At 67.7% G+C, this 26,472-nt stretch carries 23 protein-coding genes; 10 read left to right on the top strand and 13 right to left on the bottom strand.

Going from position 1 to position 26,472, the window contains the following annotated elements; translation table 11 throughout:
• The first annotated feature begins 70 nt into the window (after nucleotides 1-70).
• From ABIB25_RS11825 to lysA, 4 genes are all read left to right on the top strand, one after another.
• On the top strand, nucleotides 71-1,624 hold the full coding sequence (locus ABIB25_RS11825) for an IS1182 family transposase (protein ID WP_354528648.1): 1,554 nt from the start codon (nucleotides 71-73) through the stop codon (nucleotides 1,622-1,624).
• Between the two features lie 192 nt (nucleotides 1,625-1,816).
• Entirely contained in the window at nucleotides 1,817-2,227 is a 411-nt protein-coding gene (locus ABIB25_RS11820) for an SAV_915 family protein (RefSeq protein ID WP_354528647.1), read from the top strand.
• A gap of 1 nt (nucleotide 2,228) precedes the next feature.
• Nucleotides 2,229-2,549 (top strand): Lrp/AsnC ligand binding domain-containing protein, encoded by a 321-nt coding sequence (locus ABIB25_RS11815; protein WP_354528646.1) that lies wholly within the window; start codon nucleotides 2,229-2,231, stop codon nucleotides 2,547-2,549.
• Nucleotides 2,546-4,000, top strand: coding sequence for a diaminopimelate decarboxylase (lysA, locus tag ABIB25_RS11810; RefSeq protein WP_354528644.1), 1,455 nt, complete (start codon nucleotides 2,546-2,548; stop codon nucleotides 3,998-4,000). Before ABIB25_RS11815 ends, lysA begins: the two co-directional genes overlap by 4 nt.
• Here lysA and ABIB25_RS11805 read toward each other — a convergent pair.
• The gene (locus ABIB25_RS11805; RefSeq protein WP_354528643.1) at nucleotides 3,966-4,508 is read right to left on the bottom strand and encodes a Rieske (2Fe-2S) protein; all 543 of its coding nucleotides are present in this window, start codon (nucleotides 4,506-4,508) and stop codon (nucleotides 3,966-3,968) included. The genes lysA and ABIB25_RS11805 overlap by 35 nt on opposite strands.
• Nucleotides 4,509-4,720: 212 nt before the next feature.
• Between ABIB25_RS11805 and ABIB25_RS11800 the strand changes: the two genes are divergently transcribed.
• Nucleotides 4,721-5,206 carry a TspO/MBR family protein gene (locus tag ABIB25_RS11800; protein ID WP_354528642.1) on the top strand — a complete coding sequence of 162 codons (486 nt, stop codon included), beginning with the start codon at nucleotides 4,721-4,723 and terminating at the stop codon, nucleotides 5,204-5,206.
• Between the two features lie 21 nt (nucleotides 5,207-5,227).
• Here the strand turns inward: ABIB25_RS11800 and ABIB25_RS11795 are convergent, their stop codons facing one another.
• A complete protein-coding gene (locus ABIB25_RS11795) occupies nucleotides 5,228-6,244 on the bottom strand; it encodes an NADP-dependent oxidoreductase (RefSeq protein WP_354528641.1) in 1,017 nt (338 codons plus the stop codon).
• A 180-nt stretch (nucleotides 6,245-6,424) separates the two neighbouring features.
• On the opposite strand from ABIB25_RS11795, the gene ABIB25_RS11790 reads away from it, so the two are divergent.
• Entirely contained in the window at nucleotides 6,425-8,149 is a 1,725-nt protein-coding gene (locus ABIB25_RS11790) for an aldehyde dehydrogenase family protein (RefSeq protein ID WP_354528640.1), read from the top strand.
• Nucleotides 8,150-8,249: 100 nt separating this feature from the next.
• Here ABIB25_RS11790 and ABIB25_RS11785 read toward each other — a convergent pair whose 3' ends face one another.
• Nucleotides 8,250-9,158: a cyclase family protein gene (locus tag ABIB25_RS11785; RefSeq protein WP_354528639.1), complete on the bottom strand. Its 909-nt coding sequence runs from the start codon at nucleotides 9,156-9,158 to the stop codon at nucleotides 8,250-8,252.
• 189 nt (nucleotides 9,159-9,347) lie between these two features.
• Nucleotides 9,348-9,620, bottom strand: coding sequence for a hypothetical protein (locus ABIB25_RS11780; protein WP_354528638.1), 273 nt, complete (start codon nucleotides 9,618-9,620; stop codon nucleotides 9,348-9,350).
• A 28-nt stretch (nucleotides 9,621-9,648) separates the two neighbouring features.
• Here ABIB25_RS11780 and ABIB25_RS11775 point away from each other — a divergent pair, with 28 nt between their 5' ends.
• Nucleotides 9,649-10,050, top strand: coding sequence for a DM13 domain-containing protein (locus ABIB25_RS11775; RefSeq protein WP_354528637.1), 402 nt, complete (start codon nucleotides 9,649-9,651; stop codon nucleotides 10,048-10,050).
• 25 nt (nucleotides 10,051-10,075) lie between these two features.
• Here ABIB25_RS11775 and ABIB25_RS11770 read toward each other — a convergent pair whose 3' ends face one another.
• On the bottom strand, nucleotides 10,076-10,645 hold the full coding sequence (locus ABIB25_RS11770; RefSeq protein ID WP_354528636.1) for a DinB family protein: 570 nt from the start codon (nucleotides 10,643-10,645) through the stop codon (nucleotides 10,076-10,078).
• A gap of 111 nt (nucleotides 10,646-10,756) precedes the next feature.
• On the opposite strand from ABIB25_RS11770, the gene ABIB25_RS11765 reads away from it, so the two are divergent.
• The 3 genes from ABIB25_RS11765 (at nucleotide 10,757) to ABIB25_RS11755 (ending at nucleotide 16,209) form a co-directional block, all read left to right on the top strand.
• Nucleotides 10,757-11,716, top strand: a complete 960-nt coding sequence (locus ABIB25_RS11765) for a helix-turn-helix transcriptional regulator (RefSeq protein WP_354528635.1) — start codon at nucleotides 10,757-10,759, stop codon at nucleotides 11,714-11,716.
• Between the two features lie 123 nt (nucleotides 11,717-11,839).
• Nucleotides 11,840-13,354 carry a hypothetical protein gene (locus tag ABIB25_RS11760; RefSeq protein WP_354528634.1) on the top strand — a complete coding sequence of 505 codons (1,515 nt, stop codon included), beginning with the start codon at nucleotides 11,840-11,842 and terminating at the stop codon, nucleotides 13,352-13,354.
• Nucleotides 13,355-13,836: 482 nt separating this feature from the next.
• Nucleotides 13,837-16,209: an HNH endonuclease signature motif containing protein gene (locus ABIB25_RS11755; RefSeq protein ID WP_354528633.1), complete on the top strand. Its 2,373-nt coding sequence runs from the start codon at nucleotides 13,837-13,839 to the stop codon at nucleotides 16,207-16,209.
• Between the two features lie 429 nt (nucleotides 16,210-16,638).
• Here the strand turns inward: ABIB25_RS11755 and ABIB25_RS11750 are convergent, their stop codons facing one another.
• The 8 genes from ABIB25_RS11750 to ABIB25_RS11715 all read right to left on the bottom strand — a co-directional run bounded on the left by ABIB25_RS11750 (nucleotide 16,639) and on the right by ABIB25_RS11715 (nucleotide 26,347).
• Complete coding sequence (locus ABIB25_RS11750; RefSeq protein ID WP_354528632.1) at nucleotides 16,639-17,100, bottom strand: hypothetical protein; 462 nt, start codon at nucleotides 17,098-17,100, stop codon at nucleotides 16,639-16,641.
• The gene (locus ABIB25_RS11745) at nucleotides 17,072-17,701 is read right to left on the bottom strand and encodes an RNA polymerase sigma factor (RefSeq protein WP_354528631.1); all 630 of its coding nucleotides are present in this window, start codon (nucleotides 17,699-17,701) and stop codon (nucleotides 17,072-17,074) included. Before ABIB25_RS11745 ends, ABIB25_RS11750 begins: the two co-directional genes overlap by 29 nt.
• A 109-nt stretch (nucleotides 17,702-17,810) precedes the next feature.
• Complete coding sequence (locus ABIB25_RS11740; RefSeq protein WP_354528630.1) at nucleotides 17,811-19,310, bottom strand: S8 family peptidase; 1,500 nt, start codon at nucleotides 19,308-19,310, stop codon at nucleotides 17,811-17,813.
• A gap of 169 nt (nucleotides 19,311-19,479) precedes the next feature.
• Nucleotides 19,480-22,368, bottom strand: a complete 2,889-nt coding sequence (locus ABIB25_RS11735) for a CHAT domain-containing protein (RefSeq protein ID WP_354528629.1) — start codon at nucleotides 22,366-22,368, stop codon at nucleotides 19,480-19,482.
• A 159-nt stretch (nucleotides 22,369-22,527) separates the two neighbouring features.
• A complete protein-coding gene (locus tag ABIB25_RS11730; protein WP_354528628.1) occupies nucleotides 22,528-22,677 on the bottom strand; it encodes a hypothetical protein in 150 nt (49 codons plus the stop codon).
• 370 nt (nucleotides 22,678-23,047) lie between these two features.
• Nucleotides 23,048-24,226 carry an alpha/beta hydrolase gene (locus tag ABIB25_RS11725; RefSeq protein ID WP_354528627.1) on the bottom strand — a complete coding sequence of 393 codons (1,179 nt, stop codon included), beginning with the start codon at nucleotides 24,224-24,226 and terminating at the stop codon, nucleotides 23,048-23,050.
• A 136-nt stretch (nucleotides 24,227-24,362) separates the two neighbouring features.
• Nucleotides 24,363-25,385, bottom strand: a complete 1,023-nt coding sequence (locus ABIB25_RS11720; RefSeq protein ID WP_354528626.1) for an NAD(P)-dependent oxidoreductase — start codon at nucleotides 25,383-25,385, stop codon at nucleotides 24,363-24,365.
• On the bottom strand, nucleotides 25,385-26,347 hold the full coding sequence (locus ABIB25_RS11715) for a cyclase family protein (RefSeq protein ID WP_354528625.1): 963 nt from the start codon (nucleotides 26,345-26,347) through the stop codon (nucleotides 25,385-25,387). Before ABIB25_RS11715 ends, ABIB25_RS11720 begins: the two co-directional genes overlap by 1 nt.
• Nucleotides 26,348-26,472: the final 125 nt, after the last annotated feature.

The following is a 26,472-nucleotide window of genomic DNA, read 5'->3' as shown; positions in this document are numbered from 1 at the left end:
CGTCCTAGGAGACTGCTGAATAACTGTGTCGGTCCGGGCCTGGCGTGGCGGTCTTTGGGACAATGGAGTGATGCAGGGTCGAGCGGCTGATCAGCGGGACTTGTTGGATGTGGAGTCGGTTGCTGGGCATCTGTTGAAGCCGGGCAGCGTGTTCGCGTTTTTGGCCGAGCATCGTCGGACACTGTTCCCGGATGCGATGTTCGCGGACCTGTTCCCGTCCGGGTCTGGGCGGCCGTCGGTGCCGGTGGATGTGATGGCCGCAGTGCTGACATTGCAAGCGCTGCGGGGCTTGTCCGACAGTGAGACCGTCGATGCGGTGACCTTTGATCTGCGGTGGAAGGCCGCGTGCGGCCTGCCGGTGACTGCGGGGGCGTTTCATCCGACGACGTTGACGTATTGGCGGCGACGGCTGGCCGCCTCGACGTCACCGAACCGGGTCTTCGAGGCGGTCAAGGCGGTGGTCGCCGAAACGGGAGCTTTGAAGGGCAAGACCCGCCGGGCATTGGACTCCACGATTTTGGATGATGCGGTGGCCACCCAGGACACAGTGATCCAGTTGATCGCGGCGATCCGCCGGGTCCGCCGGGACGTCCCCGGCGCCGCCGAGGTCATCGCGGAGCACTGTCACGCCCATGACTACGACGACCCGGGGAAACCGGCGATCGCCTGGAACGACGCCGACGCTCGGGCCGCGTTGATTGATGCTCTGGTCGGCGACGCGCACCGCCTGCTCGGCCATCTCCCCGACGCCGAGCGAGACCCGAAAGCTGCTGAGGCTCTTGCGTTGTTGGCGTTGATCGCCGGTCAGGACGTGGAACCGGTCCACGGCAGCGACGGGACGGACGGGCGGTGGCAGATCGCCCGGAAGGTCGCACCGGACCGGGTCATCTCGGTGATCGACCCCGATGCCCGGCACGCCCACAAGACGGTTTCTCGCCGGCAGGACGGGTTCAAGGCGCACATCGCGATCGAACCGGACACCGGGATCATCACCGACTGCGAAATCACCAAAGCGGCAGGTGAGCGCAGCAGCGACGCGCAGGTCGGACCCGGCCTGCTCGACGGCGAGGAAACCTCGGTGCAGGCGTTGGCCGATTCGGCATACGGATCCGGACAGGCCAGGGCAGAACTGGCCGCCGCCGGGCACGAAGCGGTCATCAAACCGATCCCGTTGCATCCGGCGGTGCCGGGCGGGTTCACCCTGGACGACTTCACCATCAACCCGGACGAGACCGCGGTGACCTGCCCCAACAAAGTCACCCGCCCGGTCACCCCGAAGAGGTCGGTGACCTTTGGTGCGGCGTGCAAGGGGTGCCCGCTGCGGGCGCAGTGCACCACCAGCCCGCGTGGGCGGACCCTGGACCTGCACCCTCAGGAAAAGCTGCTCCGCGCGGCCCGTCGGCAGGCCGAAACACCTGCGTTCCAACAGGTTTATCGCCGGCACCGGCCGATGGTGGAACGGTCCATCGCCTGGCTGGTCCGAGGCAACCGCAAGGTCCGCTACCGCGGCACCACCAAAAATGATCACTGGTTGCATCTGCGGGTGGCCGGGCTGAACCTGCGGCGACTGCTGATGCTCGGACTGACCCGCACCGACGGAAATTGGGTCCTGGCCGCCGTCTGAACGGCGGGTCTGGACGCCGCAAACCGGCCTCCGGACCCGCCGCCACACCCACCAGGCGGGCCGAACACCGCCACCGCAACCCGACAACCGATACCGACCGACCCGATGCCAGCCACCCGTAAGATTTTGGCGTCGCCTCGGATCCGTCCCGCAGCCCAGATACCAGGTTGTTCAGGAGTCTCCTAGCGTGAGGTGATCGCCCTGGACCTGGTGGCGATCAACGACACTCACCAAGATGGGATCGCCTGCTCCATGGACGCGACACCGGACATCCTGTTCGTTCCGATCCATTCCACCCGGCTCGCCGACGTGGCCACCATCCGCACGGCTCTGCTGCCGAGTGGCGAACCGGCCGGCCTGGCCTTCACCAGCCTCGTTCGGCTGGCGTCCGCGATGGGTGTCGAGCAGGGGTGGACCTGCATGTCCGAGGAAGTGCTGCGATCGGGTCTGCTACCCCTGGGCATCTTCCGGATGCAGGTCGACGCCGACTTCGTCGGTCGGGCCGTGTCACGGCTGAACCCGCCTGCGCTGCTCGACCCGTCCCGTCGGTCGGGCGTCGACATCCGCCGGCCGTTGGCCACTGCCACGCCTGCGGTGGCCTGAGTTGACGAGCTGCCTGTGGAGTGCCGCGCTCGAGGAGGAGACGCCGACGCGTCTGCGCCCGCCCGCGGTGTCCGGTGCCGCGCTGTCGGCGACCGTGCGGGTCAGGCTCGCCACGTCCGGCCACTGCGCGGGTTTCGAGGAATGGCTCTCCGGTCAGTTGGACGTGGTGGAAGTCTTCCAGTGCACCGGGCATTTCGACTACGAGCTCCGGGTGGCCAGCCGTGACCCGCAACGGCTCAACACTGCGATCGCCGCCATTCGTCATGCCGGCGGTGCGGTGGAAACCGAAACCACGCTGCTGTCGACGAGGCTTGATTCATGACAATCGCTCCGACCCGCCCGAATGACTCCCTGGCAGGCGATCTCGCCGCCGGGACCCCCTGGCCGACCCTGACCGGCCGCGGAACCGGCCACGAGCTGACCGTCGACGGCATTGCGCTGATCGATATCGCGCAGGAGTACGGCACTCCGGTCCAGGTGATCAGCGAGGCGGAGGTACGCGAGCGCAGCCGGGCGTACCGACGGGCCTTCGCCGGATGCGACGTCGCCTATGCGGCAAAGGCTTTCCTGACCAGCACGATGGCTCGCTGGATGATGGAGGAAGGGCTGCACCTGGACGTGTGCTCGGGCGGCGAACTTGCCCTCGCGGCCGCATCCGGGGTGCCGATGGAGCGGATTTTGTTGCACGGCAATGCCAAGACGCCCCAGGAGCTGGCCACGGCCCACCGCTGGGGAGTGGGCCGGATCGTCGTCGACTCCCGCGCCGAGATCAGCCAACTGGCGGCGCTCGGTCACTCCGGCGACGGCCACCGTCGGCAGAAGGTGTTGTTGCGCGTGCTGCCCGGAGTCGTCGGACACACGCACAAGTCCGTCGACACGGGCCGGGAGGATCAGCAGTTCGGGTTCTCGCTGGCCTCGGGTGCTGCGCTCGAGGCGGTGCGGCGGATGATGAGCCATCCTGAGCTCGAACTGGCCGGTCTGCACTGTCACATCGGCTCGCAGATCTCCGATCTCCAGGCCTACGTCCGGGCGGCGAGGGCGATGGTCGGCTTGCTCGTCCAGATCCGCGACCTGACCGGGATCGTCCTGCCGGAGCTCGATCTAGGTGGCGGACACGCCGTCGCCTATCGCGCGGGTGACCGCGAGCTGGATCCGGCGCCGCTGGCCGCCGCGCTGCGCAGCACCGTCGAGCGCGAATGCACTGAGGCCGCGTATCCGTTGCCCCGCTTGGTCATCGAACCCGGACGGGCCATCGTTGCGCGCGCCGGCGTCACGATCTATCGCGTGATCAACGTGAAGCGCACGTCCGACGGCGCCTTGTTCGTGGCGGTCGACGGCGGGATGAGCGACAACCCGCGACCGGCACTCTACGACGCCCGATACACGGTGCGATTGATCGGGCGGGTGCACAGTGCGCCGACCGAGCGCGTCACCGTCGTCGGGCGTCACTGCGAGGCCGGCGACGTCCTCGCCCGTGACGCCGATCTGCCCGGCGACATCCGGCCGGGCGATCTCCTGGTCATGCTCTGCACCGGTGCCTACCAGCATTCGATGGCCTCGAACTACAACATGGTCCGGCGTGCTCCGGTGGTGTCCGTCCGCGATGGCAGAACCGAACTGCTGGTCCGCCGGGAAACCGAGGACGACCTCATGCGCCGCGACGTCGACGAACAGCCACCTCGGGGGTTATCCCGATGGAGTGGCCGGCCAATTCGTCGTAGGACCTGTTGGTCAGCCGTCAGGCGAGAAATACCTTGCCGCCGGTTTCGGTGACGGACACCGCGGCCAGCGGCGAGCTAGCCGGCCCCTCGATCACTGCACCGGTGCTGACGTTGAACTTCGAACCATGGAGCGGGCAGACTCCGGAACCATCGATGATGGCCCCCTGATGGGTGCAGACCGCTGTGTGGGCAACAACTTTGCCGTTGGCCTTGGCCAGGATGACCTGCCCGCTGGGTGCCGTGACGATCAGCCCGGTGTCGGCCGGGACGTCCGACACCGACGCCAGGGCCGTGGCCCCGCCGGCTGCACCGGTCGCACTGGAGGTCGCGGCGGACGACGTCGTTGCGGTGGTCGAGGCGGCCGGGGCCGCCGAGCTGGAGGATCCGCAAGCGGCGCACGCGAGCAGGGCGGCGCCGGACCCGGCGATCACGGCGCGCCGCGGCCAGGTGCGGGGTGCGGGGATCGTCGACGCGGCGTCAAGATCGGCGGCGTCAAGATCGGCGGGGTCACGGGTGGCGGTGTCGCGGGTGGCGGTGTCGCGGTGGGCAGTCGTCGGCATGGTTGTCCTGTCGTCCGTCGTCGGTGGCTGGCACCCGGCGGGCCCAACCCGGCAGGTCAATCGATGATGGCACGGGTATCGGTGAAGAACGTGTGATCGTGCTGTCAGCGTCGCCCGGCCATCGTGCCCGGGGGTTCGTCGGCGGAGCGTCGGGGATGACTCTGGCATGGTGGAGTGCGTCCGAGAAATGCGCGAGAAGAGGAACGCCGATCATGAGAGCACGCACGTTGGCTGTCACCGGGCTGGTCACGGCAGCCACCGCAGTGACCGGCGCACTGGCCACCGATCCGGAGTCGGCCTACTACCGAGGTTTGGACCAGCCGTCGTGGCAGCCGCCGCCCCCGGTCTACGGGATCGTGTGGACGCCCCTCTACGCCGATGTCGCGGTGACCACCGCGCAGGCTCTGGATGTGCTCGAGAAGGAGGGTAGATCAGCCGAGAAGGGTTCCCTGGTCAAGGCCCTCGTGGCCAACCTGGTGTTGAATGCGTCCTGGAACTGGCTGTTCTTCAAGGTGCACCGGCCGTGGATCGCGGCAGCGGAATGTGCTGCTCTGACCGTAAGTTCAGCAGATCTGGTGAGCCGGGTGGGTTCGGCGGATCGCCGCGCCGGCTGGGCGCTGTCCCCGTACCCGCTGTGGTGCGCCTTCGCCACTGCGCTGACGGTCGCGATCGCCCGACGGAACCCGCGGCACCGCTGATCGACGACCGCAGCCGGCCCGTCAGTCGAGCGCCACGACCATCTTCCCGATGTTCGCGCCGGCCAGCAGATCGATGAAGGCGGCCGGGGTGTTCTCGATGCCGTTGACCACCGTCTCCTGATAGGTGATCTTCCCTTCCGCCAGCCAGCCGCCGATCTCTGCCGCTGCCACGCCGGCCAGGGCGCGGTGGTGGTTGACGAGGAAGCCGGTGAGGCTCACCCCCTTGCCGATGATCAGCGACAGATTGCGCGGGGCAGCCGGGGCTTCGGTGGCGTTGTAGGACGAGATCGCTCCGCAGATGGCGGCGCGGCCGAACAGGTTGAACGCGTAGATGGCCGCCTCGAGGTGTTCGCCGCCCACGTTGTCGAAGTAGACGTCGATACCGTCGGGCGCGGCCTCGCGCAGTGAGCGGTTCACCGAGCCGTCGTGGTAGTCGAAGGCGACGTCGTAGCCGTAGGTCGAGGTCAGGAGTCCGACCTTCTCCTTGGTGCCGGCCGAGCCGATCACCCGTGACGCGCCTTTGAGCTTGGCGATCTGACCCACGAGCGATCCCACGGCCCCGGCAGCACCGGACACGAACACGACATCGCCTTGCTTCAGGCGCGCGACCTCGATCAGGCCCGCGTAGGCCGTCAGACCGATCATGCCGAGCACGCCGAGGTGCGCGCTGGGGGAGATCCCCGGTACCTCCGCCACCTTGCGGAAGGTCTTGGCCGGGGCGGAGGCCCACTCCCGCCAGCCGTACTCGGACAGCACCAGGTCGCCCGGCACGAGGGTGTCGGAGTTGGACTCGACGACCTCGCCGAGAGCGCCACCCGTCATCACCTGGTCGAGTTGGAACGGCGGCGCGTAGGACTTGACGTCGTTCATCCGGCCGCGCATGTACGGGTCGACCGACAGGAATCGATTGCGCACCAGCACTTCTCCGTAGCCGGGCCCGGGCGTACTGACGGTCTCCATCCGGAAGTCCGCCGCGGTCGGTGCGCCGTCGGGTCGCTGGGCCAGATGCCACTCACGGCTGCTGATCTCGGTGCTCATGCTGACGTCCTCCGGTGCTGTTCGATGAAGTGACCGTGCCGCACCCTACGCCCGGTGTGCGCCTCCCGCGGACCTCCTAGCGTCTTTCAGGAGAGGCCCTTGGATCCTTGGGCGCAGGTGGCCGCCGTGAGTGGCACAGTGGAGGTCCACGTGAAGAACCGATGTGAGGTGGATCCCCAGATGACGGCCCAGATCTTCGAGCAGAACGTCGAGCTGATCAACGGCTCACTGGCAGAGCTAACCGCCGGTGCCCGGCGCTGGACGGGGCTGACGGTGGAGGCTCGTCGGGAATTGCTCGAGGCGGTGTCGAGATCGGTGGCCGCGGAGGCATCGAACTGGGTGTCGGTGGCCTGCGGCTACAAGGGCCTGGAGCCCGGCTCGCCGCTAGTCGGCGAGGAATGGACGTCTGGCCCCTATGCGGTACTCAGCGGTCTGTCTGCGCTGGTGGAGAGCCTCCGAGCGCTGGAGACCGGGAAGAGCCCGGTCGACGGTGTGACGTTGGGGACCGCGCCGGGCGGTCGGGTGACGGTGGAGGCGCTGCCGCACAACATCTTCGACGTGCTGCTGTTGAACGGCTTCTCGGCCCAGGTCTGGATGAAGCCCGGGGTCACGGCCCAGCAGGTGGTGGAAACGGCCGGGCTCGGACAACTCACGCCCACGGTCGGCGGGGGGGTCGGCGTGGTTCTCGGGGCAGGGAACATCAGCTCCATCCCGCCGCTGGACGTGCTCTACGAGTTGATCGCCCACAATCGCGTCAGCATCCTGAAGCTGAACCCGGTCACGGATCCGCTGCTGCCTGTCTTCGAGAAGGCCTTTGCTCCGCTGATCCAGGCCGGCTATCTCCGGGTGGTCATCGGTGCCGCCGACATCGGGCAGCATCTGGTGCACCATTCGTCGGTGGATCACGTACACATCACCGGTAGTGCCGCCAGCCACAACTCGATCGTCTTCGGTGGAGGCGTCGACGGCGAGGCCCGGCGGGCGGCAGTGCGGCAGGGTGCAGCAGAACCGTTGCTGGACAAGGAGATCACCAGCGAGCTCGGCGGTGTCTCCCCGATCATCGTGGTGCCGGGCCGATGGTCCAAGGCCGATCTGAAATACCAGGCCGAACACGTTGCGACGCAACGTCTGCACAACGGTGGCTACAACTGCATTGCCGGGCAGGTCCTGCTGGTGTCCTCCGATTGGGACCAGCGCGAGGACTTCCTGGAGCAGGTTCGGCTCGCGATGGCCAAGGCCCCGGCGAGGCCCGCCTTCTACCCGGGAAGTGACCAGCGGGTGGCCTCGGCGAGATTGAGCTATCCCGACGCCGTGGCAGTCGACCGCGGTCGACTGATCGTCCGCGCGGGCAGCGTCCAAGGCGAGAAGGCTTTGAACGTCGAGTACTTCGCGCCGGTGCTCGCGGTCAAGGAGTTGCCGGGGGCCGGGCTGGCGTTCTTCCGCGCCGCGGTGTCGGCCGCCAACGACGAGTTCGTCGGCACGCTGGGTGTCAGCGTGATCGCCCATCCACGCACCTTGCGAGCGGCCGGTGAGGCCTTCGAACTGGCGCTGGCCGACCTGCGGTACGGCGCGATCGGGGTGAACGTGTGGACGGGTTTCGGGTTCCTCGCGGCGCGAGCGACCTGGGGTGCCTTCCCCGGCCACACCCTGACCGAGGTCGGGAGCGGAGTGGGCATCGTCCACAACGCCCTACTGCTGGACGGCGCCGAACGCACCGTCATCCGGGGACCGTTCCGGCCCTCTCACCGGGCGCTGGGGGCCGGCGAGTTCACCCTGTCGCCGAAGCCGCCGTGGTTCGTCGGCAATCGGACGCAGGCCACCACCGGGCGCCGGCTGACGGCCTTTGCCGCGAAGCCAGGGTGGGCCAGACTTCCCGGGATCTTTGCGTCCGCTCTACGCGGATAGGTCACCTCGGTTCGGCATGACTCGTCGCGTCCGTCCTGCCTGGATGGTCGGCCCGGTTGGCGCGTTTCATCGCCGAACGGATGCTCGGAACGGCGGCGGGTCAGGTGTTCTCGGGGGTGACCACGGCGTAGGCCCGCACCGGGAAGGTGCCGAATCCGGCCACCTTCGGCGGAACTGCGTGCAATCGGGCACCGTTGTGCGGTAGATCGGCGAGCCGGGTGACGTGCTCCAACACCGGAATGCCTGCAGCCAGCAGGATCGAGTGGGCCGGCCGGCCGCCGCCCGGGACGGTGTCGTCGATGTTCACCGAGTCGATGCCGACCAGGGCCGCCTTGTTCTCCGCCAGGAATCGAGCACCGTCTTCCGTCAGGAACGGGGCCGGTCGTCCGTACTCCGGGGTTCCGAAGTGCGCGTCCCAGCCGGTGTGCAGGAGTACCGCCCGACCGGTGATCTGCAAGGCGGACAACATGTGTGCGGTGATCCCGCGCGACCGACTCCCGACGAACCGGGCCACCACGACGGGCAGATCGGCCAGGCTGGTCAACGGAAGTCCAGCCAGGTCCGTCCCGTCGGGATAGCGGTGGAACGGGCTGTCGACGTAGGTCCCGGTGTTGCCGACCATGCTGATGCGATCGATGGTGAACTCGGTGCCGGCTGGGTAGACCGACCTCGACGCATCCCGTGTCAGGTGCGGGAGGAACTCCGGCCCCGGCAGGCCCGGATAGGTGGTCATCCCCTCGGTGATCACATGGCTCAGGTCAACGAGCCGCGGTAGGCCACGGGCGGCGGCCGCTCCCCGTGAGCCACGGTGTGGCTCGGCGATGACCTGCAGGTTGGTGATGTCGACGTGGTCCACCATCAGCAGTCCGAGGTGGCCGACGAGTGCGGTTGCTAATGCGGCGCTGTCGATCTCCGGCCCGGAGATGTCGAGCCGGAAATCCTGCGTCTGCAAGGCCCCACCGTTGACAAAGGTGATGGCGGCGTCGAACTGGGCGCGGAATTCGGTCACCGCCTCATCTCAGCACACCGCTGCTCGTGCACCCGACGTCATGGAACCGTAAGCGGAGTTCGCGGTGAGAGGTGGTGAGTTCGTCGCTAGCGTGACGAACATGGTCCAGCACATGAACAAGCCACTCCGCCTGCGTCGCCGGTCGGTGGTCGTCGGCGCGTTCCTCGTCGTTGCAATGACGGCCGGTCTCTACTGGTTCCAGCCGTGGAGACTCTGGACCAGCACGGTGGTCGACGAGGCACTGCCCGTGCTCGCGGCCGACGTCTCCTCGCATCCGGGCGCTGCATCAACCCCGACCCCGACTTCGAGCCCGACCCCGACTTCGAGCCCGAGCGCGACCCCGACTTCGACCCCGACTTCGAGCCCGAGCCCGAGCCCGAGCCCGAGCCCGAGCGTGGCCCGCACCTCGGGCCCGGCTTCGTCCGTACTCGCACCTGCGACACCGCGAGTCTCTGCGCCCACCGCGACATCGACACGAATAACCGCGAGGGTGCAGGAGGTCTCGACTGCTGCGCGCACCAGTCCGGAGGCGCCGAGGGCGACTCTGCTGGCCACCGGCACGCTGATCACCCACGAGCACGAGACGTCCGGCACGGTCCAGATCGTGCGTCTGGCCGACGGGCATCGAGTGCTCACGCTCGAGAACCTGCGTACGTCAGATGGTCCGGCTCTTCATGTCTGGCTGACCGACGCCCCGGTGATCGAGGGCGAGGACGGCTGGAAGGTATTCGACGACGGGAGGTATGCGGACCTGGGGGACCTCAGAGGCAACATCGGCAATCAGGTCTATCCGCTCCCTGACGACCTCGACCTGTCGCAGTACTCGAGCGCATCGATCTGGTGCGAACGCTTCTCGGTCTCCTTCGGTGCGGCCGAGCTCGACCCGACCTGAATGCGCTGCACAGCACCGCGGCGGCCTACGGACGGATCGCAGGCTGTCCACGCCAGGTGAAAAGGTCGCGCAGCAAGGCGATCTCGGCTCCGTGGTGGAGCATCTCGCGGTGGATGTGCAGCACCAGGGCCGCCATCGTCGACGATTCGAAACCGTCCTCACCACAGGGCTTCTCGAGATCCGCGGGCGTCAACGACTGCACGCCTGCCACCCACCGGGCGACCATGACGTCGAGCTGGTTCAAGGCGTCCTGTGCGCCGGCCGGGTAGTCGAAGGTGGGGTAGTCGGTCGGCGGACCGCCGAAGTACGAGGCATTGCGCTGACCGAGCACCCCGACGAGGAGATGGCCGATCCGCCAGGCGATCGTGGTGACCGGCGCTGGTGAGGGTTCGGGAAAGGCGTAATCCATCACATGGTCACCCGCCCCGACGGCCATCGGTGTGGTGGCCTCGGCCCGTGGCCGGATGCTCCAGCACCCGTCGACGGGCTCCCACCGATACTCCGCGTCGGTCAGTCCCTCCAGGCGCGGACGCAGATGGGTGTCCCACTGCCACGTGAATTGCTCCAGCAGTTCCCTGGTCCAGTCGATCGTCATCGTTGCTCCCTCGTCCGTTCTGCATCGTCACCGATCTATCTCTATCGATGTGACAGCACCTTCGGGTGCCATCAGGTCGGGTTCGGTCCTGTTTGCGTGGAGACTGGGTGGATGATTCGCACCTCGGCCCGTCTGCTGCAGCTGCTGGGTCTCCTGCAGTCGGGCCAGGAGTGGACTGCGCCGCGGCTGGCGGAGCGCCTGAACATCCAACCCAGGACCGTCCGGCGGGATGTGGACCGTCTGCGGGAGTTGGGTTATCCCGTCTCGGCCCGACGCGGTGCCTTCGGCGGGTACCGGCTCGGCGGCGAGCGCGGGCTGCTGCCGCTGATGCTCGACGAGGACGAGGCTCTCGCCGTCGCCGTCGGTCTGCGTTCGGCTGCTGTCGGCTCGGTGTCGGGCGCACAGGAGGCGGCCGGCCGTGCACTGGCAAAACTGGACGAGGTGCTGCCGTCGGCGGTGCGGGGTCGACTGGCGTCGTTGGATGCAGGCCTGGTGACGCTGCAGGGCGGTGCTTCGTTGGTCAGCGGCGACGACATCGCCGCCATCCTGAGGGCTTGCGACCTCCGTGTCAGATTGCGGTTCCGGTACAGCTCGCGTGAGGGTGAGGAGAGCGACCGCGACACCGAGCCGTACCGCCTCGTCCAGGCCGGCCGGCACTGGTACCTGGTGGCCTGGGATCTCTCACGCGGCCAGTGGCGGACGTTCCGTGTCGACCGGATCGACGATCTGCGTGCCAGTACCTTCCACTTCGCGCTGCGGGAGCCCGACGAGGATGCTGCCACGATGGTGTCCCGCGCAGTGTCGACGGCCCCCTACCGATTCCAGGTCAGGGTGCTGCTGAGCGCCGACGCCGGCCGGTTGCGCGAACTGGTGCCTCCGACCGTCGGAGTGGTGGTGCCGGCCGAACCCGGCGAATCCCTCCTCCTGACGGGCTCTGACTCGTTGATTTCCATTGCCGTGCACCTGCTGTCGCTGGACACTGACATGCGTATCCTGGGTCCGCCGGAACTGATCGACCTGATGGGGCGGCTGGGGCACCGGCTGATCGCTGCTGTGAAGGGGTTACGGTGACGGCACTCGGGAAGCCATCGCGCAGGGGCGGTGACCTGCCGAGCCGGTCCGGGTCACGATTATCTTCAGTGCGGCCTGGTCGTCCTCACCCGACCCACAAACGATTCATGATGTACTCGGACGATGCCGCTACAGGTTGACGTCGGATCTGTCCGCACCGTCCCTGCCCGCATGGTCGGACTGTTGGCCACGGGCGCCACTCTCGTGTCGACGGTGCTGCTGATCCTGCGTGGATCCGCCCACGACTGGACCACCGGTGACACCAAGGTTCTCGTCACCGGCATGGGCGCGATCACCAAATGCTGGCGCGACGGTGTCTATTGCAATGGAATCTCCAAGTTCGCCCTTCTCCAGCAGATACCCGCCTATGTACTCCACCTGCTGGGGATGCACAGTTCACCATTGATCGGTGCACTCGTCTGGCTGAATGCCATAGCCGTGGTGGGGCTGATCGCGGTGACGGTCGTCTGGGCCCATCGACGGGCCGGCCTTCCGCTGGCCGTCATCGGTGGGTTGCTGATGGCGTGCGGAATGCTGTTGACCTACAGCGCCCAGAGTTTCGGCGAGGCGCTGGCCGCCGCTGCCTTCGGCGGACTGAGTCTCTCTGCACTGCGCAAGGATCGGGTCAGTCGATGGCTTCTCGTCTTCGCAGTGCTGGCCACCATCAGCAAGGAAACCGCTGCGCCCTTCGCCTTTCTGCTGGGAGTTGCGGCGATCGGCCTGTCCGGTGCGGGTTTCGCCGTCGTCAGACGAGCAGCGATCCACCTGACGATCGGTGTCGCCGTCGGCGAGCTGCTCGACGTCGGATTCAATCTCTTCCGTTTCGGAAAGATCTACAACCCGATCTATCTGGCCGAGGCACGTGCTCCGTCGTCGATGTGGGTGAGCAATGGCGCGGGCATGTTGATCTCGCCGAACGCGGGAATCGCGTGGTTCTGGCCGGGAGCTGCGATTGCGATGGTGTTGCTGGTGCTGGCCGTGGCGCGCCCCGGTCTGCCGGGTTTTGCGGGTCGCCGGATCCGGTGGAGCGCAATTGCCGGCCTGGTCGTGCTCGCCGTGATGATCGCGTCGTTGGCCGACTGGTGGGCGCCTTTCGGTTGGTACGCCTGGGGTCCGCGCCTGCTGATGCCGATCGCCGCCGGGACCACGGTGCTGAGCCTCGCGTTGATCGAGAGGCATCCGCTTCGCCGGACCTGGTTGTCCCGCCCGGGGGCCATCGCCCTTGCGATCGTCTGTTGTCTGGCACTTCTCCCGACCATCGGCGTGGTGTTCCGGCCCAACACGTACACCGCCCAGATCACCGGGACGTGGAAGGTCCTTCCCTACTGCGCACCGGGACAGACCAACCGGACGCAGCAGCAACTGAACAACTGCAACAACAACCAGACCTGGGGCACCGTGTCCATGCCGCTGAAGGCGTCGATCCACCAGGCCTCCGGCAACTGGCGTTACTGGGCCGTTGTCCTGCTGGCGTGGCTCAGCGTGGTGCTCTGGATCAGGATGGCCTACCGCTCGGTACGACGGGTCGGGTCCGCCCCGAGCGGCGCGGACGGTGTGGTGGACAGTGCCGGCGGGGGACCGGATCCGGGACAGGACGGCAGTCCCTCCGTCCAGGGGGATTCTGTCCGGCACCTCTGACGCCTGCGAACGGGGTGGTGTGGCGGATTGGGCGTGGCGACCGGTATGAGCTGGCCGACCGCTGGGGCGACCGGTAAGACGTGGCCGCCCCGCGGTGGCGACCGGTATGAGCTTGCCGGCCCGCGGCGGCGACCGGGATGACCTGGCCGGCCCGCGGCGGCGACCGGTATGACGTGGCCGACCGCTGGTGTCCACCGGTATGACGCAGTCGGCACTGGTAGTACCGCGGGCCGTCATACCGGTGCTGCCTGCGTCATACCGGTCGTCGGCACCGTCATACCGGTCCCGTATGCCGGTCCCGTCGCCTCACCTGTCGGCCACGACAGCAGTCCCGAGCCGAGCGCCGGTGGGCGGGGCGTTGCCAACCCGGCCCACCCGGGTGACCGCAGCACTACCTCTCAAATCCCCCCATTCGGCGGCAGACACGACCAAACCGACCCACTACGCTAGGAACACACGTTCGGAAATTAGGGGAGGTCAGCATGGATGCAGGCGACCCCGGCGTCCCATCCCCCGCCGGGGCCACCCCTGCCCCGCCGGCGGTGACCCCGGCTGCGGCCGCAGCCGTCGCGTTACCCGGCGTCGACACCCTCACCTTCCTCGCCACCACCGACAACGACCCGGGTGCGTTGACCCCGCCGGAACTCATCGACGCGATCATCACCTCCGAACGACTCCTGGCCCACCTCCACGCCCGACAACTCTCGTTGCTCGCCGAACTGGGTGCCCCCGGCCGGTGCGGCGACGTGTCGGACCTCGTCAACGCGCTGCTCACCAAAGGTGGCCGCAGCCCTGACGGGGCCGGGCACAACGGCGATGCCGACGCCGCGCGTGCCGCGGAGGTGGCGGAGGTGACCGCCGACTGCGCGGTGCGGGTCGCCGCCGCGGAAGTGGCCGCAGTGCTGGACTGGTCGCCGATCACCGCGAAAATCCGCATCAACCAGGCCACCCGCCTGCTCACCGCCCTCCCCGCCACCGCCGCCGCCCTACGACAGGGCCGAGTGGATGTGGGCCGCGCCCGGATGATCACCGACCGCACCGCCGTCCTGACCCCACCGCAGTGCGGCCGGGTGGAACGGCGCATCCTGAAATGGGTGAAAGGCCGCTCCCTGGGACAGCTGGAAACGTTGGTCGATCGGGAAGTGATCGCCGCCGACCCCGCCGCGGCGGAAAACCGGCGCATCCACGCCGTGAAAGGCCGCTCGGTGGGGCACCGCCCCGACAAAGACGGCATGGGCGTCATCACCGCCCTTCTGCCCGCCGAATCCGCCGTCCTGGTGTTCACCCTCATCGATTTGATCGCCCAGGCCCACCAAGGGCTGGACGGCCGCAGCATCGACCAACGCCGCGCCGACGTCCTGGCCGACATCGCCGACGAACTACTCACCCACGGCTACCTGGACCTGGACGGGTTGATCGCCCGCACCCACCCCCACCACCCCGACAACACCCACCCCGACACCCACCGCGACACCCACACCGCGACCGGCGAAACCGCCCGCGGTGCAGACGACAACAACGCAGGCGACGTCCCCGACAGCGACGACGGTGACCGCGCCGCAAATGTTGCCGCAGCTGCAGACCCAGCCGACATCGGCGCAGACGCAGACGCAGACGCAGACGCAGACGCAGACATCGGCGCAGATGCAGATGTGGTGGTGGATATGGATGTTCCCGACGCCCCCACCGCAGTGCCGGAGTCGGCCGTGAAGTCCGCCGGTCGGCGGGCGGCGCGGGTTCTGACCCGCCACGGTCGGCGACCGCACCTCAACGTCACCGGCGCGTGGACCACCCTGGCCGGACTGGACGAACTTCCCGGACACCTCGACGGGCACGGCGCGATCACCGCCACCCTGCTCCGCACCATCGCCGCCTCCTGGGAATCGGTGACCGCCATCGCCGTCGACCCCGCCACCGGCACCGCCCGCGGCATCGGCGACCGCACCTACCGCCCCGGCCAGGCCCTGACCGACCAACTCCTGACGCTGCACGGCACGTGCCGCGCCGCCGGCTGCCGAATGCCCGCCTGGCGTTGCGAACTGGACCACCTGGACCCGTTCAACCACCGCCACCCCGCCGCCGGCGGACCCACCACGCTGGGCAACCAACTACCCGAATGCAAATTTCATCACCTGCTCAAACACCACACCGACTGGACCCCGCACCTGCAACCGGACATGTCGATCCGCTGGATCACCAACACCGGACACCACGCCATCTCCCACCCCCGCCTGTTCACCAACCCCGACATGGCAGACAACCCCGCCGCGGCCGCCGATCCGGGGGACAACCCCGCCGCTGCCGCCGATCCGGCGGACAACCCCGCCGCTGCCGCCGATCCGGCGGACAACCCTGCCCGTACCCCGGACACCGCCCCGGACCCCGACGGGCCGGTGATCCTGGGACCTACGGTCACCGGGCCGACCATCCCCGTCCACCCCGCCGGCACCCAGTGGGACGAGCCGAACACCGAACTGGAAGACCCCGACACCATCCCGCACCCCGGCAGCGTGGAAATCCACACCTACCGCGTGCTGCGCCAACAAGCCCGAGAACACTCCCTGCGTCGCCTGGCCGGCATCGCCGACCTGCACCCCGGCACCCACGCCGCCACCGCCGCAGCCGACATGGCCGCCGGCCACACCCCCCGACGGCACGACACCACCGAAAAAGCCTCCCTCACCACCAACCTCACCGCCGCCGCAACAACCGCAACAGCCGCCGCCGCAGCAGCACGCCGCGACCACCAAACACCGCCACCACCCCGACCCATCGCACTCAACCGACCACCCAAACCCGAACACCCAACCACCGACCCACCAGCCGGCACCACCGGCGACGACCCACCCTTCTAACCGACCCACACCACAAACCGAGAACCGGAAAGCCGCGCCACACCAACAGGTGTGACGCGGCTTCACCCTGTGCCGGGTTGGGGTAATCCCCGACCGGGGCTGGCTACAGGGTCGGCGGACCACCGCAGGCGGCGGACCACGCCAGAGCCGGTGGAGTGTGATCGGGCCGGTGGATTGCGAAAAGCTGGCGGATTCCGACAGGGTCAGCGGATTGCGAAAGGGTCGGCGATTCCGAAAAGGCTGGCGGACCGTGCCAGAGCGGGTGGAGCGTGATCGGGCCGGTGGATTGCGAAAAGGCTGGCGGATTCCGACAGGGTCAGCGGACCTCGCCAGGGCCTGAGGCTCGGTGCTGTGCCAGCGCTGCGAAGCTCACCGATCAACAGGAGGGGCAACGGTCGTCGTGCAACGGGAAGCGATTGCCCGAGGTGGCTACAGGCGGGTCCATTCGGTGGCGAGCTCGGCGGAGTCGGTCCGGCAGACCATTCTCACCGGGCCGGATTCCGGTCGGCGCAGCCGGAAGCAACCGGTGTGATCGGTATCGGTCTCGGCGAACAGACCGTCTGGGGTCGACAACTCGATGTGGCCTGTCTGCATCGGGATCAGCTGGCCCATCACGAATCCGTCGTTGACCTCCAGCTCGAGACTCATGACCGTGGAATGGAAATCGAGCACCCGCAGTTCTCCGGCTGCCCCGCCCCGAACCCCGGCGGCCCCGGCGAGGGCGGAGTCGCCGACCAGCGACATCAACTCGAGGTCCCGGTCGACCGTCCGCCAGGCAAAACTTGCCTTGGCCGCCTCTACCAGGCGATCCGAAACCGGTGGAGCGTTGGTCGCGTCCCCGAGCGAGGCCAGCAGTGCGTCGTCAGTGGGAACCCATCGCGGCTGAGACACGGCGAACACCTCCCTTGTCCCGGGCGCCGGAATCAGCGGCCAGAAGCGCTTGAATCGCGGGCGTGCCCCGCAGTTTGTCCAGACACCTCGCCCTGGTCGGCCCGATGCTACCGATCGCCATCCCCAGTTCACGGCTGATGGCCTCGTACGTGACCGGTGGATCGGCCACGAGCAGCAGCAGCAGACCGCGGTGTTCGCTGCTCAGATCCGCAAGTCCGTCGCGTAATGCCTGGTTGAGTTCGTTGCGCAACAGGTCAGCATCGATCTCGGTGGTATCGGGAAGGGCGTGCAGCGGCGAGTTGTCGACCGGATCGACCGGAATTGCCCTCGCCCGCTGTCGATGCACGCGCAGGGCTTCGTTCTTCGTCGTGCGAATGATCCACGCGGGCAGAGCCTTTGGTTCCCGGATCCGTTCGAGGTTCTCCACCAGACGCAGCCACACCGTCTGACTGACGTCCTCGCCGTCCTTCTCGGTCATCCGATACGTCCGGACCACGGACATCACCAACGGGATGTACCGGTCCACGATGCCGTTCCACGCATGCTGATCCCCGTCGATCGCCCGTTGGACCAGCTCTGTGATCGATGCTGTCTGGTTCACGAGCGAAGCTCCTCCTCACCAATTGCGCTTTTCTGTCAGGTAGTGCCTTGTCGACGACTGCGTTCGCCCAGTAGGGCCGGAGGCGAAGAATCCCGGGAGCTCCTCCACCTCAGGGAGTGTGGTGGTGTGTGCCTTTGAGAAGTGTCAGCCGGTAGCCGAAGTCAGGGTGATGGATACCGACGTGCCTGAGGTACGCGACCGCGTCCTGGGCGCTGGTGATCGGTTCCCCGGAGTCGGTCATCCCTTGTTGCACGAGCCTGGCGATCGCGCCGGCAACCTGGGGTGCTGCGAACGAAGTCCCCGTTCCTACACCCCAGGGCGTTTCCGGGCCGAAGAAGTCACCTTTGCTGCCATCCGGATCGTCCGGCTGGGTCCCTGGGACAAAGGTCGACACGACACCTTCACCGACGGTGCAGAAGTCGATCCACTGGCCACGATTGGACCAGCGGGCGGGCGCGCCGTCGGCGTCCGTCGCCGCCACCGCAATGACGTGCTTGAACGCCGCAGGCCAGGCCTCCAGATCTGTCCCGCTGTTGCCAGCCGCGGCCACGACGACCACCAGTGGAAACTTCTCGTGCAGGATCTCCAGCGCCACGGACAGTGCAAGGGGTGGCCGACCGTCGAGCGTGTTGGTACCGAGCGACAGGTTGATGACGGTGGCGCCATTTCGCGCGGCGCGAACCATCGCCTTGGCGACCTCCACCTCGGATCCGATGCCGTCGCTGTCGATCGCGCGGTAGACGTCGATGATGGCGTCAGGGGAGATCTGCTGGATGATGCCGGCGACGAACGTGCCGTGGCCGGCGGCGAAGTCGAGCAGATGGTCGGGCCGGGCCGGCGCCATCGGGAAGACGTCGAGCGGGTCACCGTTGGCCGGGGTCTCGACGCCAGTGAGCCATCCGTCGGTACGGCCACTGGCCTCGACACCGGTGTCGATCACGGCCACCCTCACAGGCTCACCTCCCAGGGCTCCGACCGATGGGAACGGGAACTGCTCGGCCGCGGCGTGGATGGCACCCTTGATCTTCAGCACCACATTCAATGGGACGACATGGTCGACCGAGGCGGGAAAGTCGTTGCGGCGCAGATTTTGTGCAACCGCGTAGAGCTCCGCACCTCGCTTTGCCTCCTGTTGCCCGACCTCCGGGTAGGAAATCCTGACCAGGCGGCCCTCGAGATCACCCAGCTCGGAACCGATGTCGAACAGTTCCGGATTCTCGCCGGTGTCTGCCAGCGCGGCGAGGTAGTACTTGCTGTCGCCCAGCACGTCTCGCAGCTGACGAGGTCGCCCGTCGTCGCGACCCTGGTAGTCCTCCGTGCGAACCAGCAGGAAGTCCGTTGTCAGGATAGGGTTCTCGATCGGGCCCAGGGTGGAGAACGCCATCGCGAACGGGTCGGGCCGCCCTGCCAGATCTCCATCGAGTGTGGGCGTGACGGGAGACCGCCGTGTCTTGATGGCCTCGATCTGTGCCCTCTGCCAATCTGTGCCTGCAATTCCTACGCCGAGTGTCGGTAGCAGGATGTCGACCGTGCGACTGTCGGTGGTGCCGGTTTCCGACGTCGTTCCGCCGGACAGCTCGACGAAGGGACTACCCTTGACGAAAGACATCTGTGACCTCCGGGATCAGTCGGGTGCGGTGGGTCCGAGCTGACGGACGGGTGTTTCGACGTGCAGGTGAGCGCGGCGAGCCTCTGGTGAGCCCGCACGTCTGCAGGAGAACGAACAGGTCGAGGAAATACATCGGCACGACGTCGAATCCATTGGCCGGCCGACCCGGTCAGGCTGCGCCGAACGTATTGAACGCGCACCAGCTGACGAACTCCCGCGGATCGAGCGGGTCGATCGACGCCCGGGCTGCAAAGAGAGCGTCGCTCAGGCGATCCCCGGCGACCACCCGCGTGTGCAGAGCGTGCATCAGCCCCACCGTGCTGGCGTCGGGGATCACCACGATGCTGGCCACCAGGCCGCTGGTCCCGCGGGCCATCAGGGTGCTGACGAAGCCCAGCGTCTCGTTGCCTTCGAAACTGATGTCCGCCGCCGAATTGCAGGACGCGAGCACGAGGCGATGGGGGGCGATTCCCCGGACGTCGAGTTCGTGCACGGTCAGCGAACCGTCGGTGAGCTGCAGCGCAGAGAATCCAGGATTGTCCGAGCGCAGCCGCCCGTGGCAGGCAAGGTGCGCAAGACCGGCCCCGCCGAGGGCAGCGCTGACGGTCTCGACCGTGCTGTGGGGCGGTTGCAGGACGAGCGGATTGCGGTGCAGACCAGCGAGAATCTCGACTTCGCGGGCCGCGCCGGGCAGGTCGGGCCCGGCGACCAGCACCACCGGTCCGGCCGGCGCAGGGGAGCGATCGGTGGCCGCCCAGAACGCCGCCGATGGTGCCAACGAGACCGGCGCCCTCCGCAGCGCCGACCAGGGGACCCGTTGCAGAGCACCGGTCGGGATCACGACCACCGGTAAGTCGTCCGGTAGCGCGAGACCGGAGAAAACAAGCCCCTCGAGTGCAAGCAGAGCAGCATCGGCGCCGGCGCGGGCAGCGGCCGTGCCTCTTGCGGATCGGCCGGGCTGGGACAGTCGGCGCAGTGCGAACAGGAGCAGATCGACATGGCGCTCCACCTCCGCCAACGCTGCGAGACGCACGATGCGGGTACGCCGCGGTTCCAGCACGGCTGCGACGAGATGACCGTCCAGGACATCGAATTCGATCAGCACGCGACCGTCGAGTTGCCGGCGGAGCGACGCGGGCGATACTTCGCGGCGGCCCGGCGCGTGTACCGCTGGACCGATACCGCCAATGCCCGAGGTCTCGCCAACATCGCCACCGGCGCCGCCACCTTGACCGTCCGCGCCCCCGCGGCCGCGAGTACCGCCAGCGCCCCCGCGGCCGCGAGTACCGCTAGCGCCCGCGCTGCCAGGAGTACCGCCCGCGCGGCCGCGAGTACCGCCAGCGCCCGCGCTCCCGACAGCAGAACCACCGCTTCCCGCAGTACTGCCGGCAGGGTGCGCCTGGCCTGACCAGGTGGTCCGCCTGATTCGGTGTTCGATCGCGGATTGTCTGGCGGACAGCTCCGCGAACCTCTTCGGCACTGTCGCATCACCCGACGGCGGCTCGATTTCGAGCGCTGCGATCTCGACCTGGACCGCACGCAGTTGCGACAGTTCATCCTCGATCCCAAGACTGACCGCAGGTTGCACCGCAATGAGGGCGGCGGCCCTGGTGAGCTCCATCCATCCGAAGATGCGGCCTGCGTCGCCCTGTCGTAGCAGAACCGACAGTCCGATGCGGCCCAGCTCGGCGCCGTGCCCGGACGCCAGGACCCGCAGCTCCAGCGACGTGAAAGCATCGCGATGACGGGCGAGGTCCCGCAGGCCTGATCGACAGTGCCTCAGCACCAGTGGGTCTCGACCGACCAGTTCGTTCGCCAGAGCCCCGGCGACCTGGCCGCGCAGCCGTACCAGCACCGGTGACATCGGCCCAGTCAGTTCCTGCGCTCGCCGATAGTGCTGCAGCGCAACCTGTTCACGGTGTAGAGCGCCCGCCGCCCGCCCGGCCGTCAGGTGGGCCTCCACCGCTCTCGCGGACAGCTGGAGCCGTTCGAAGGTCGCAGCCGCTCGCCGTACCCTGGCGAGTGACTCAGGGGAGGTCTCGCCGAGTTGCACCATCGCCAGCACCAGAATGGTCACCGCCTGAGCCGCCCACTCGATTCGCTGCTGCCGTGCGAACTGCTCGGCCGCAACGCCGGCCGCATCGACCGCCACCCGCGGATCACCCCTCAGCAGTGCGACACGCGCCCGGCGGAGCCGACCCTCGGCGGCCATCAGATGCACACCGCTCCGTTCGAGCTCGGCGACCGCGCGATCGGCCAGTTCCTCGGCCTCGGGCAGCAGGCGGAGGTCGACGAGGGCGTCGACGTACTCGAGGTAGTGCGAGCCAAGAGGCAGGCCCTCCTCGACGTAGATCCGGCCCGCCTCGTCGAACTGCCGCAGGCTCTCCGTCAGACGTCCGGCCTGCATGCTGACCCAGCTGCGGGTGGTGGCCACGCCCGCGCGGATCGGCGGACTGCAGTGCTCGGCGAGTGCCGTCGCGAGCTCGAGGTGCCCGATCGCCTCCGCCGGATGACCCAGCAATACCTCGATCGAGCCCAGATTGTTGGCGGTCATGGCCTTGACCTGGATCGATGCAGCAGGATCAGCGAGGGCCAGCCGGTACATTCCCGCGGCGCCGGCCAGTCTGCCGGTGTTGTGGAACAACGCAGCCTGTTGCAGGTGGAACTCCGAGCGTTCGCCGTCGACCGCCAACTCGCGAACCTGATCCAAGTCACGCTGGGCTGCATCGAGGCGGCCGAGTTCCTGGGTCACGCCGGACCGCGACAGCAGGGCGGCGACGAGTTGGCGATCGAGTCCCTGACTCCTGGCCAACCGGATCGCCCTGTCCAGCAGAGCTTTTGCCTGATCGTTGGCGTAGATGGCGCCTTCGGCGTACGCCAACGCGCGCCAGACCAGCACCTCGGCTTCCGCCGAGCCCTGTCGACGCGCTGCTGCCGCGACGTCGGCCGCCCTCCCGGCCAGGCCACTGGCAGTCGGGTCGCCCTGGACGGTTTCGAACAGCGCCCGAGCACGGCTGAGCGGATCATCGGCTGTCGTGACGTCCGGTCGTACGTCCACCCGAAACCGACCTCGGCTACCGCTGGTACGACACCAGGCGTTGGCATCCCCGATCGGGGATCTTCACAAGGTAGCGCTCCTGATCATCGCTGCCCATCGGCCCTCTGGATGATCTTCGGCGCGAGGGAAGCGGCTCGATCTGGGTGCAGGGCCCGGCGCTCAGATCTCCAGATCAGGGCCGAGCGGCTTCTTGGCCTCGGCACCCTCGAGTGCCTTCAACTGCTCGGGGGTGGCCTCGGGATCGTGCACCGCATCGCTGTAGGCCTGGAGTTCTGCCTTGTGCTCTTCGTAGGTCTGCTCGTGTTCCATGCCGCCACTATGCCCCCGGACGGAGTCGGAAACCGGTTCAGCCGTCCAGCCCGCAATCCGGACGCGACCGTGAGGTTGCGGAACCGTGAGGCGCCCGACGGCGAAGTCCGCCACTCCGGGCGCTCGGGGCACGCACCGACGAGGACCACCGCCGACCGTGCCGGCTGACGGGAGTTCGTTTCGCCCCCAGGCTTTTCACACAGAACAGACCCGGGCTTGCGGCTACGGTTCGTCCATGTGGATCACGATCGTCGTCGTCATCCTGCTCGTCGCAGGCGCCGGCTGATGTGGGCGTGCGAGGTGGACGACGGGGACATCAGGCGCGGTGGGCTCGCTGATCCCTGACTCCGCCGTCGCAGCCGGGGCGGGATCAGGTGATCGGTGCGAATCCGGGCACGTTGGCCCCGAGCCACACCAGGGACTTGGGCAGCAGGGGTGTCCACACCGACGTGCGGTGTCCACCGGTCTGCAGCACGTCGGCGGTGATGGACAGGGGGGGCTTCGCGCTCTTCAGGAGTTCGTTGGTGGTGCCGAAGGAGACGGGGTCCTGCTTGGACGTCAGGATCCACAGCGCTGTCCGAGGAGGCGCCTGCTTCGCCAGCCTGACCAGGTCGTAGTGGGATGCTTCGGCGCTGTTGGCCGCGAACGGGAGGTAGGGAGCTTCGAAGGTCGGCTGGAAGTAGCCCTGTAGCACGATCCCGGCCGAGTAGGTCTCCGGATGGAGCATCGAGGCCATGGCCGCACACCAACCGCCGGCGCTGAATCCCAGCGTGGCCCACGATCCCCGATCCTGGTCGACCCGGACGTGGGTGTCCACCCAGCGAGGAACGTCCTTGGTCAGCCAGTCCTCCATCCGGGGGTTGGTGCCGCTGCCGTTGACGCACTCGGTATCGACCTGTTTGGGCGAGTAGTCCGGGAGTACCACGACCGTGTCCCGCATGCTGTGCTGGGCGACGAGACCGGCGACCACCGTGCCGATGCTGACGAACGCTCCGCTCAGCTGCTTGGGCGACCCGGGAACACCGTGGAAGGCCTCGATGACGGGGAAGCGGTGTTCCAGCTGAGCGGTGCTGCCGTAGTCGGCCGGGAACCAGATCGTCACGTCCCCCGAGTGCCCGCTGATCGGCCCGGGAACCTGGAAGGTGCGGTACTGCCCGTTGGGCCCCGGGATCGCACTCAGACCGAGGGACGCCGCCGTGCCGACCCGTCGTCCACCGGTCACCAGGCTTCCGGGCGTCACCCCGTCCAGACGTCCCGCGGCAGCCTGGGAGGGTGCCGCACCCGCCACCTGGACCGCGTCGACCGGCTGGGCATTGCTGAACGAGGACGCCAGGTCGGACCAGTCGGAATACCAGCCGTACTGGCTATTCAACGAAGCCCCGAAGAAGGCGAGGACGAGCACCAGGATGCCGAGCTGGTGCAGTACGCGCCGGGTCACCGGCCACCAGCCCCGGCCGGCCGACTTCGGCCAGACGATGATGGACCAGACGAACATCGCAAGGGCGGCGATGCCGAGAAACCAGACGAAGGTGGAACCGGTCAAAGACATTTCAGTGCTCTCCCTGGGGTCGTGGACAGTCTGGGATGTCCACGTGTGCAGAGAGTGTGAGCCTTGCGAAATTTGAGCGACGGATTGCCTCACACGGAACGGTTTGCCTCACCCCGAACGGATTGCCCCACACAGATCAGGGCAGCCGGAAATCGCGGAACCTCTCGTGTCCGAGGACATCCGGATTGGCGAGATAGGTCGGTCGAACGCGGTCACGAACCGCGAGAATCGATCTGATGGCGCTGGCGCCGTTGCCACGGGCCATCTCCTCCGTCCAGGCCAGAGCATGGGGGCTGAGGACGACGTTCTCCATCCCGATCAACGGATGGTCCGAAGGCAGCGGTTCGCTCTCGAACACATCGAGGCCCGCGCCGGCCAGCTCACCGGCGGCCAGCGCCCGGACCAGCGCATCGGTGTCCACGATGGGTCCGCGGGCGACATTCACCAGGATGGCGTCGGATTTCATCGACGAGAGCGCCTGTGCGCCGATCAGATGACGGGTCTCGTCGGTCAACGCGGCAGTGATGACCAGGATGTCGCAGCGCGCGAGAACATCCGGCAGATCGACGAGCTCGACGCCATCGGTGATCACACCCGAGAGCCTCCGTCGGGGATCGGACGCCAGATTGACAGTGTAGAACGGCGCGAGCAGGCCGAAGAGTTCCAGTGCGACGTTGCCAAGACCGATTGTCCCGACGGTCTTCCCGGTGAGGCCCCGCCCCATCAACTGCTGCTTGTCCTGCCAGCGGCCCTGCTCCACCAGGCGGTGTTTGTCGATCAGCCGGTGTTCGACCGCAAGGATCAGGGCAAGGGCGGCCGTCGCCACCGCGCGTTTGGCCCCGTCCGGGGTGATGGTCACCGCGGCGCCCGCCGCACTGCAGGCGGGAAGGTCGACAGAGTCGAGGCCGACCCCGAATCGAGCGAACAGTTGCGGGGTGGACGGCCCGCTGACGGTCTCGGCGGTCACTCCCGGCGCGGCGAAGAGAATGGCGTCGTAGCCGGTCACGGCGGCCGCGCTCAGCGTGCCGTCATCTGCGGGCAGGAACTCCCAGGAGACGCCGGCGTCCTCCAACGAGGCGAGTTCGATGTCCCCCCATGAGGTCTGGGCACTGCTCGAGTAGAGATCGTGGGACAGACCGACCCGGAACGCGGGCGGCACTAGAGCACCGCGATGGGATTGACCGGCGACCCCGTACCGCGCGGTATGACGAGGGGGGCGACGGCCAACAGGAACTCGTAGCGACCCAGCGCGGCGCACTCGACGGACAGCTCCTCCAGGGTGAGGTTGTCCAGCAGCGGCATCCCGAGCGCCGTCAGCGCCATCGCATGGATCGGCGAATGCACGCCTGCGACGGGGGACGGTCGGACGTCGCTGTCGCCGTCGCCGCCCAGCAGTGCGATCCCACGCTCGGCCAGCAGTGGCATCGCGTCGACATGCAGTCCGGCGCTTGCATCATCGGAGTTCCAGGGACCCAGACTCGACTTGCGTGCCCCGTGACCTGAACGGAGTAGGACGGCATCGTGCTCGCGGATCTGCAGGCCGAGAAACTGCTCGGCCTCCAGCAGGTCAGACGCGTGCACCGCGGTGCCCGGCTCCAGCCACGGTATCGACCGGACCGCCGGCAGGTCGATCAGCACGCCTCGAAGGAGTAGTCCGGCCGACATGTTGGTCACTGCAGCCCAGCTGGAGCCGAGCGAAGTGAATGCGTCCCGGCTCTTGACGCCGCCGAAGAGTTCGCCCTGATAGCCGATGTGACACACCGCATCCAGGTGTGTGGTCGCCTTTCCGTGGTAGTCCAGGCCGATGAAATCCTTGTGGGCACTGGGTTCCGGCGCTTCGACGTCACCGAGATCGACCATGTGGTGCAGGGCGGGTTTGCTGTTGTCCGGACCGCTGTAGCGGTTGATCGGCATCGACAGGCTGACCGCCCGGCCGATCCGCGGGGTGGCCAGCGCTGCCAGGCGGTGCTGGTCGGTCAGTCCGGCGAGCGTTCCCCGCTGATCGGTCTCGGACCCGGACCATCTTCGGAGGCGGAGGAACTCGGCGTGGAACTCGTCCTCGGTCAGCGCCGGCCCGTTCAGCCGGAGGCCGTGGTCTTCGTGGGTGGGTGTATCGGTCACGAGGGTCTCCTAGGACTTGGCCGGTCGGCGAGGCCGGCCCGCGATCGACTACCGTTCGGTAGCGCATCGCGAGGTGACGGCGGTTTTGCCCACTCAATTCTGATGGATCGCAAGGTATCATCATC

This window comes from Nakamurella sp. UYEF19 (genome assembly GCF_040546275.1).
In the GTDB taxonomy this organism is placed as follows: Bacteria; Actinomycetota; Actinomycetes; order Mycobacteriales; family Nakamurellaceae; genus Nakamurella.
The sequence above is the reverse complement of the archived record's forward strand: the minus strand, read 5'-3'. Positions and strand labels throughout refer to the sequence as shown.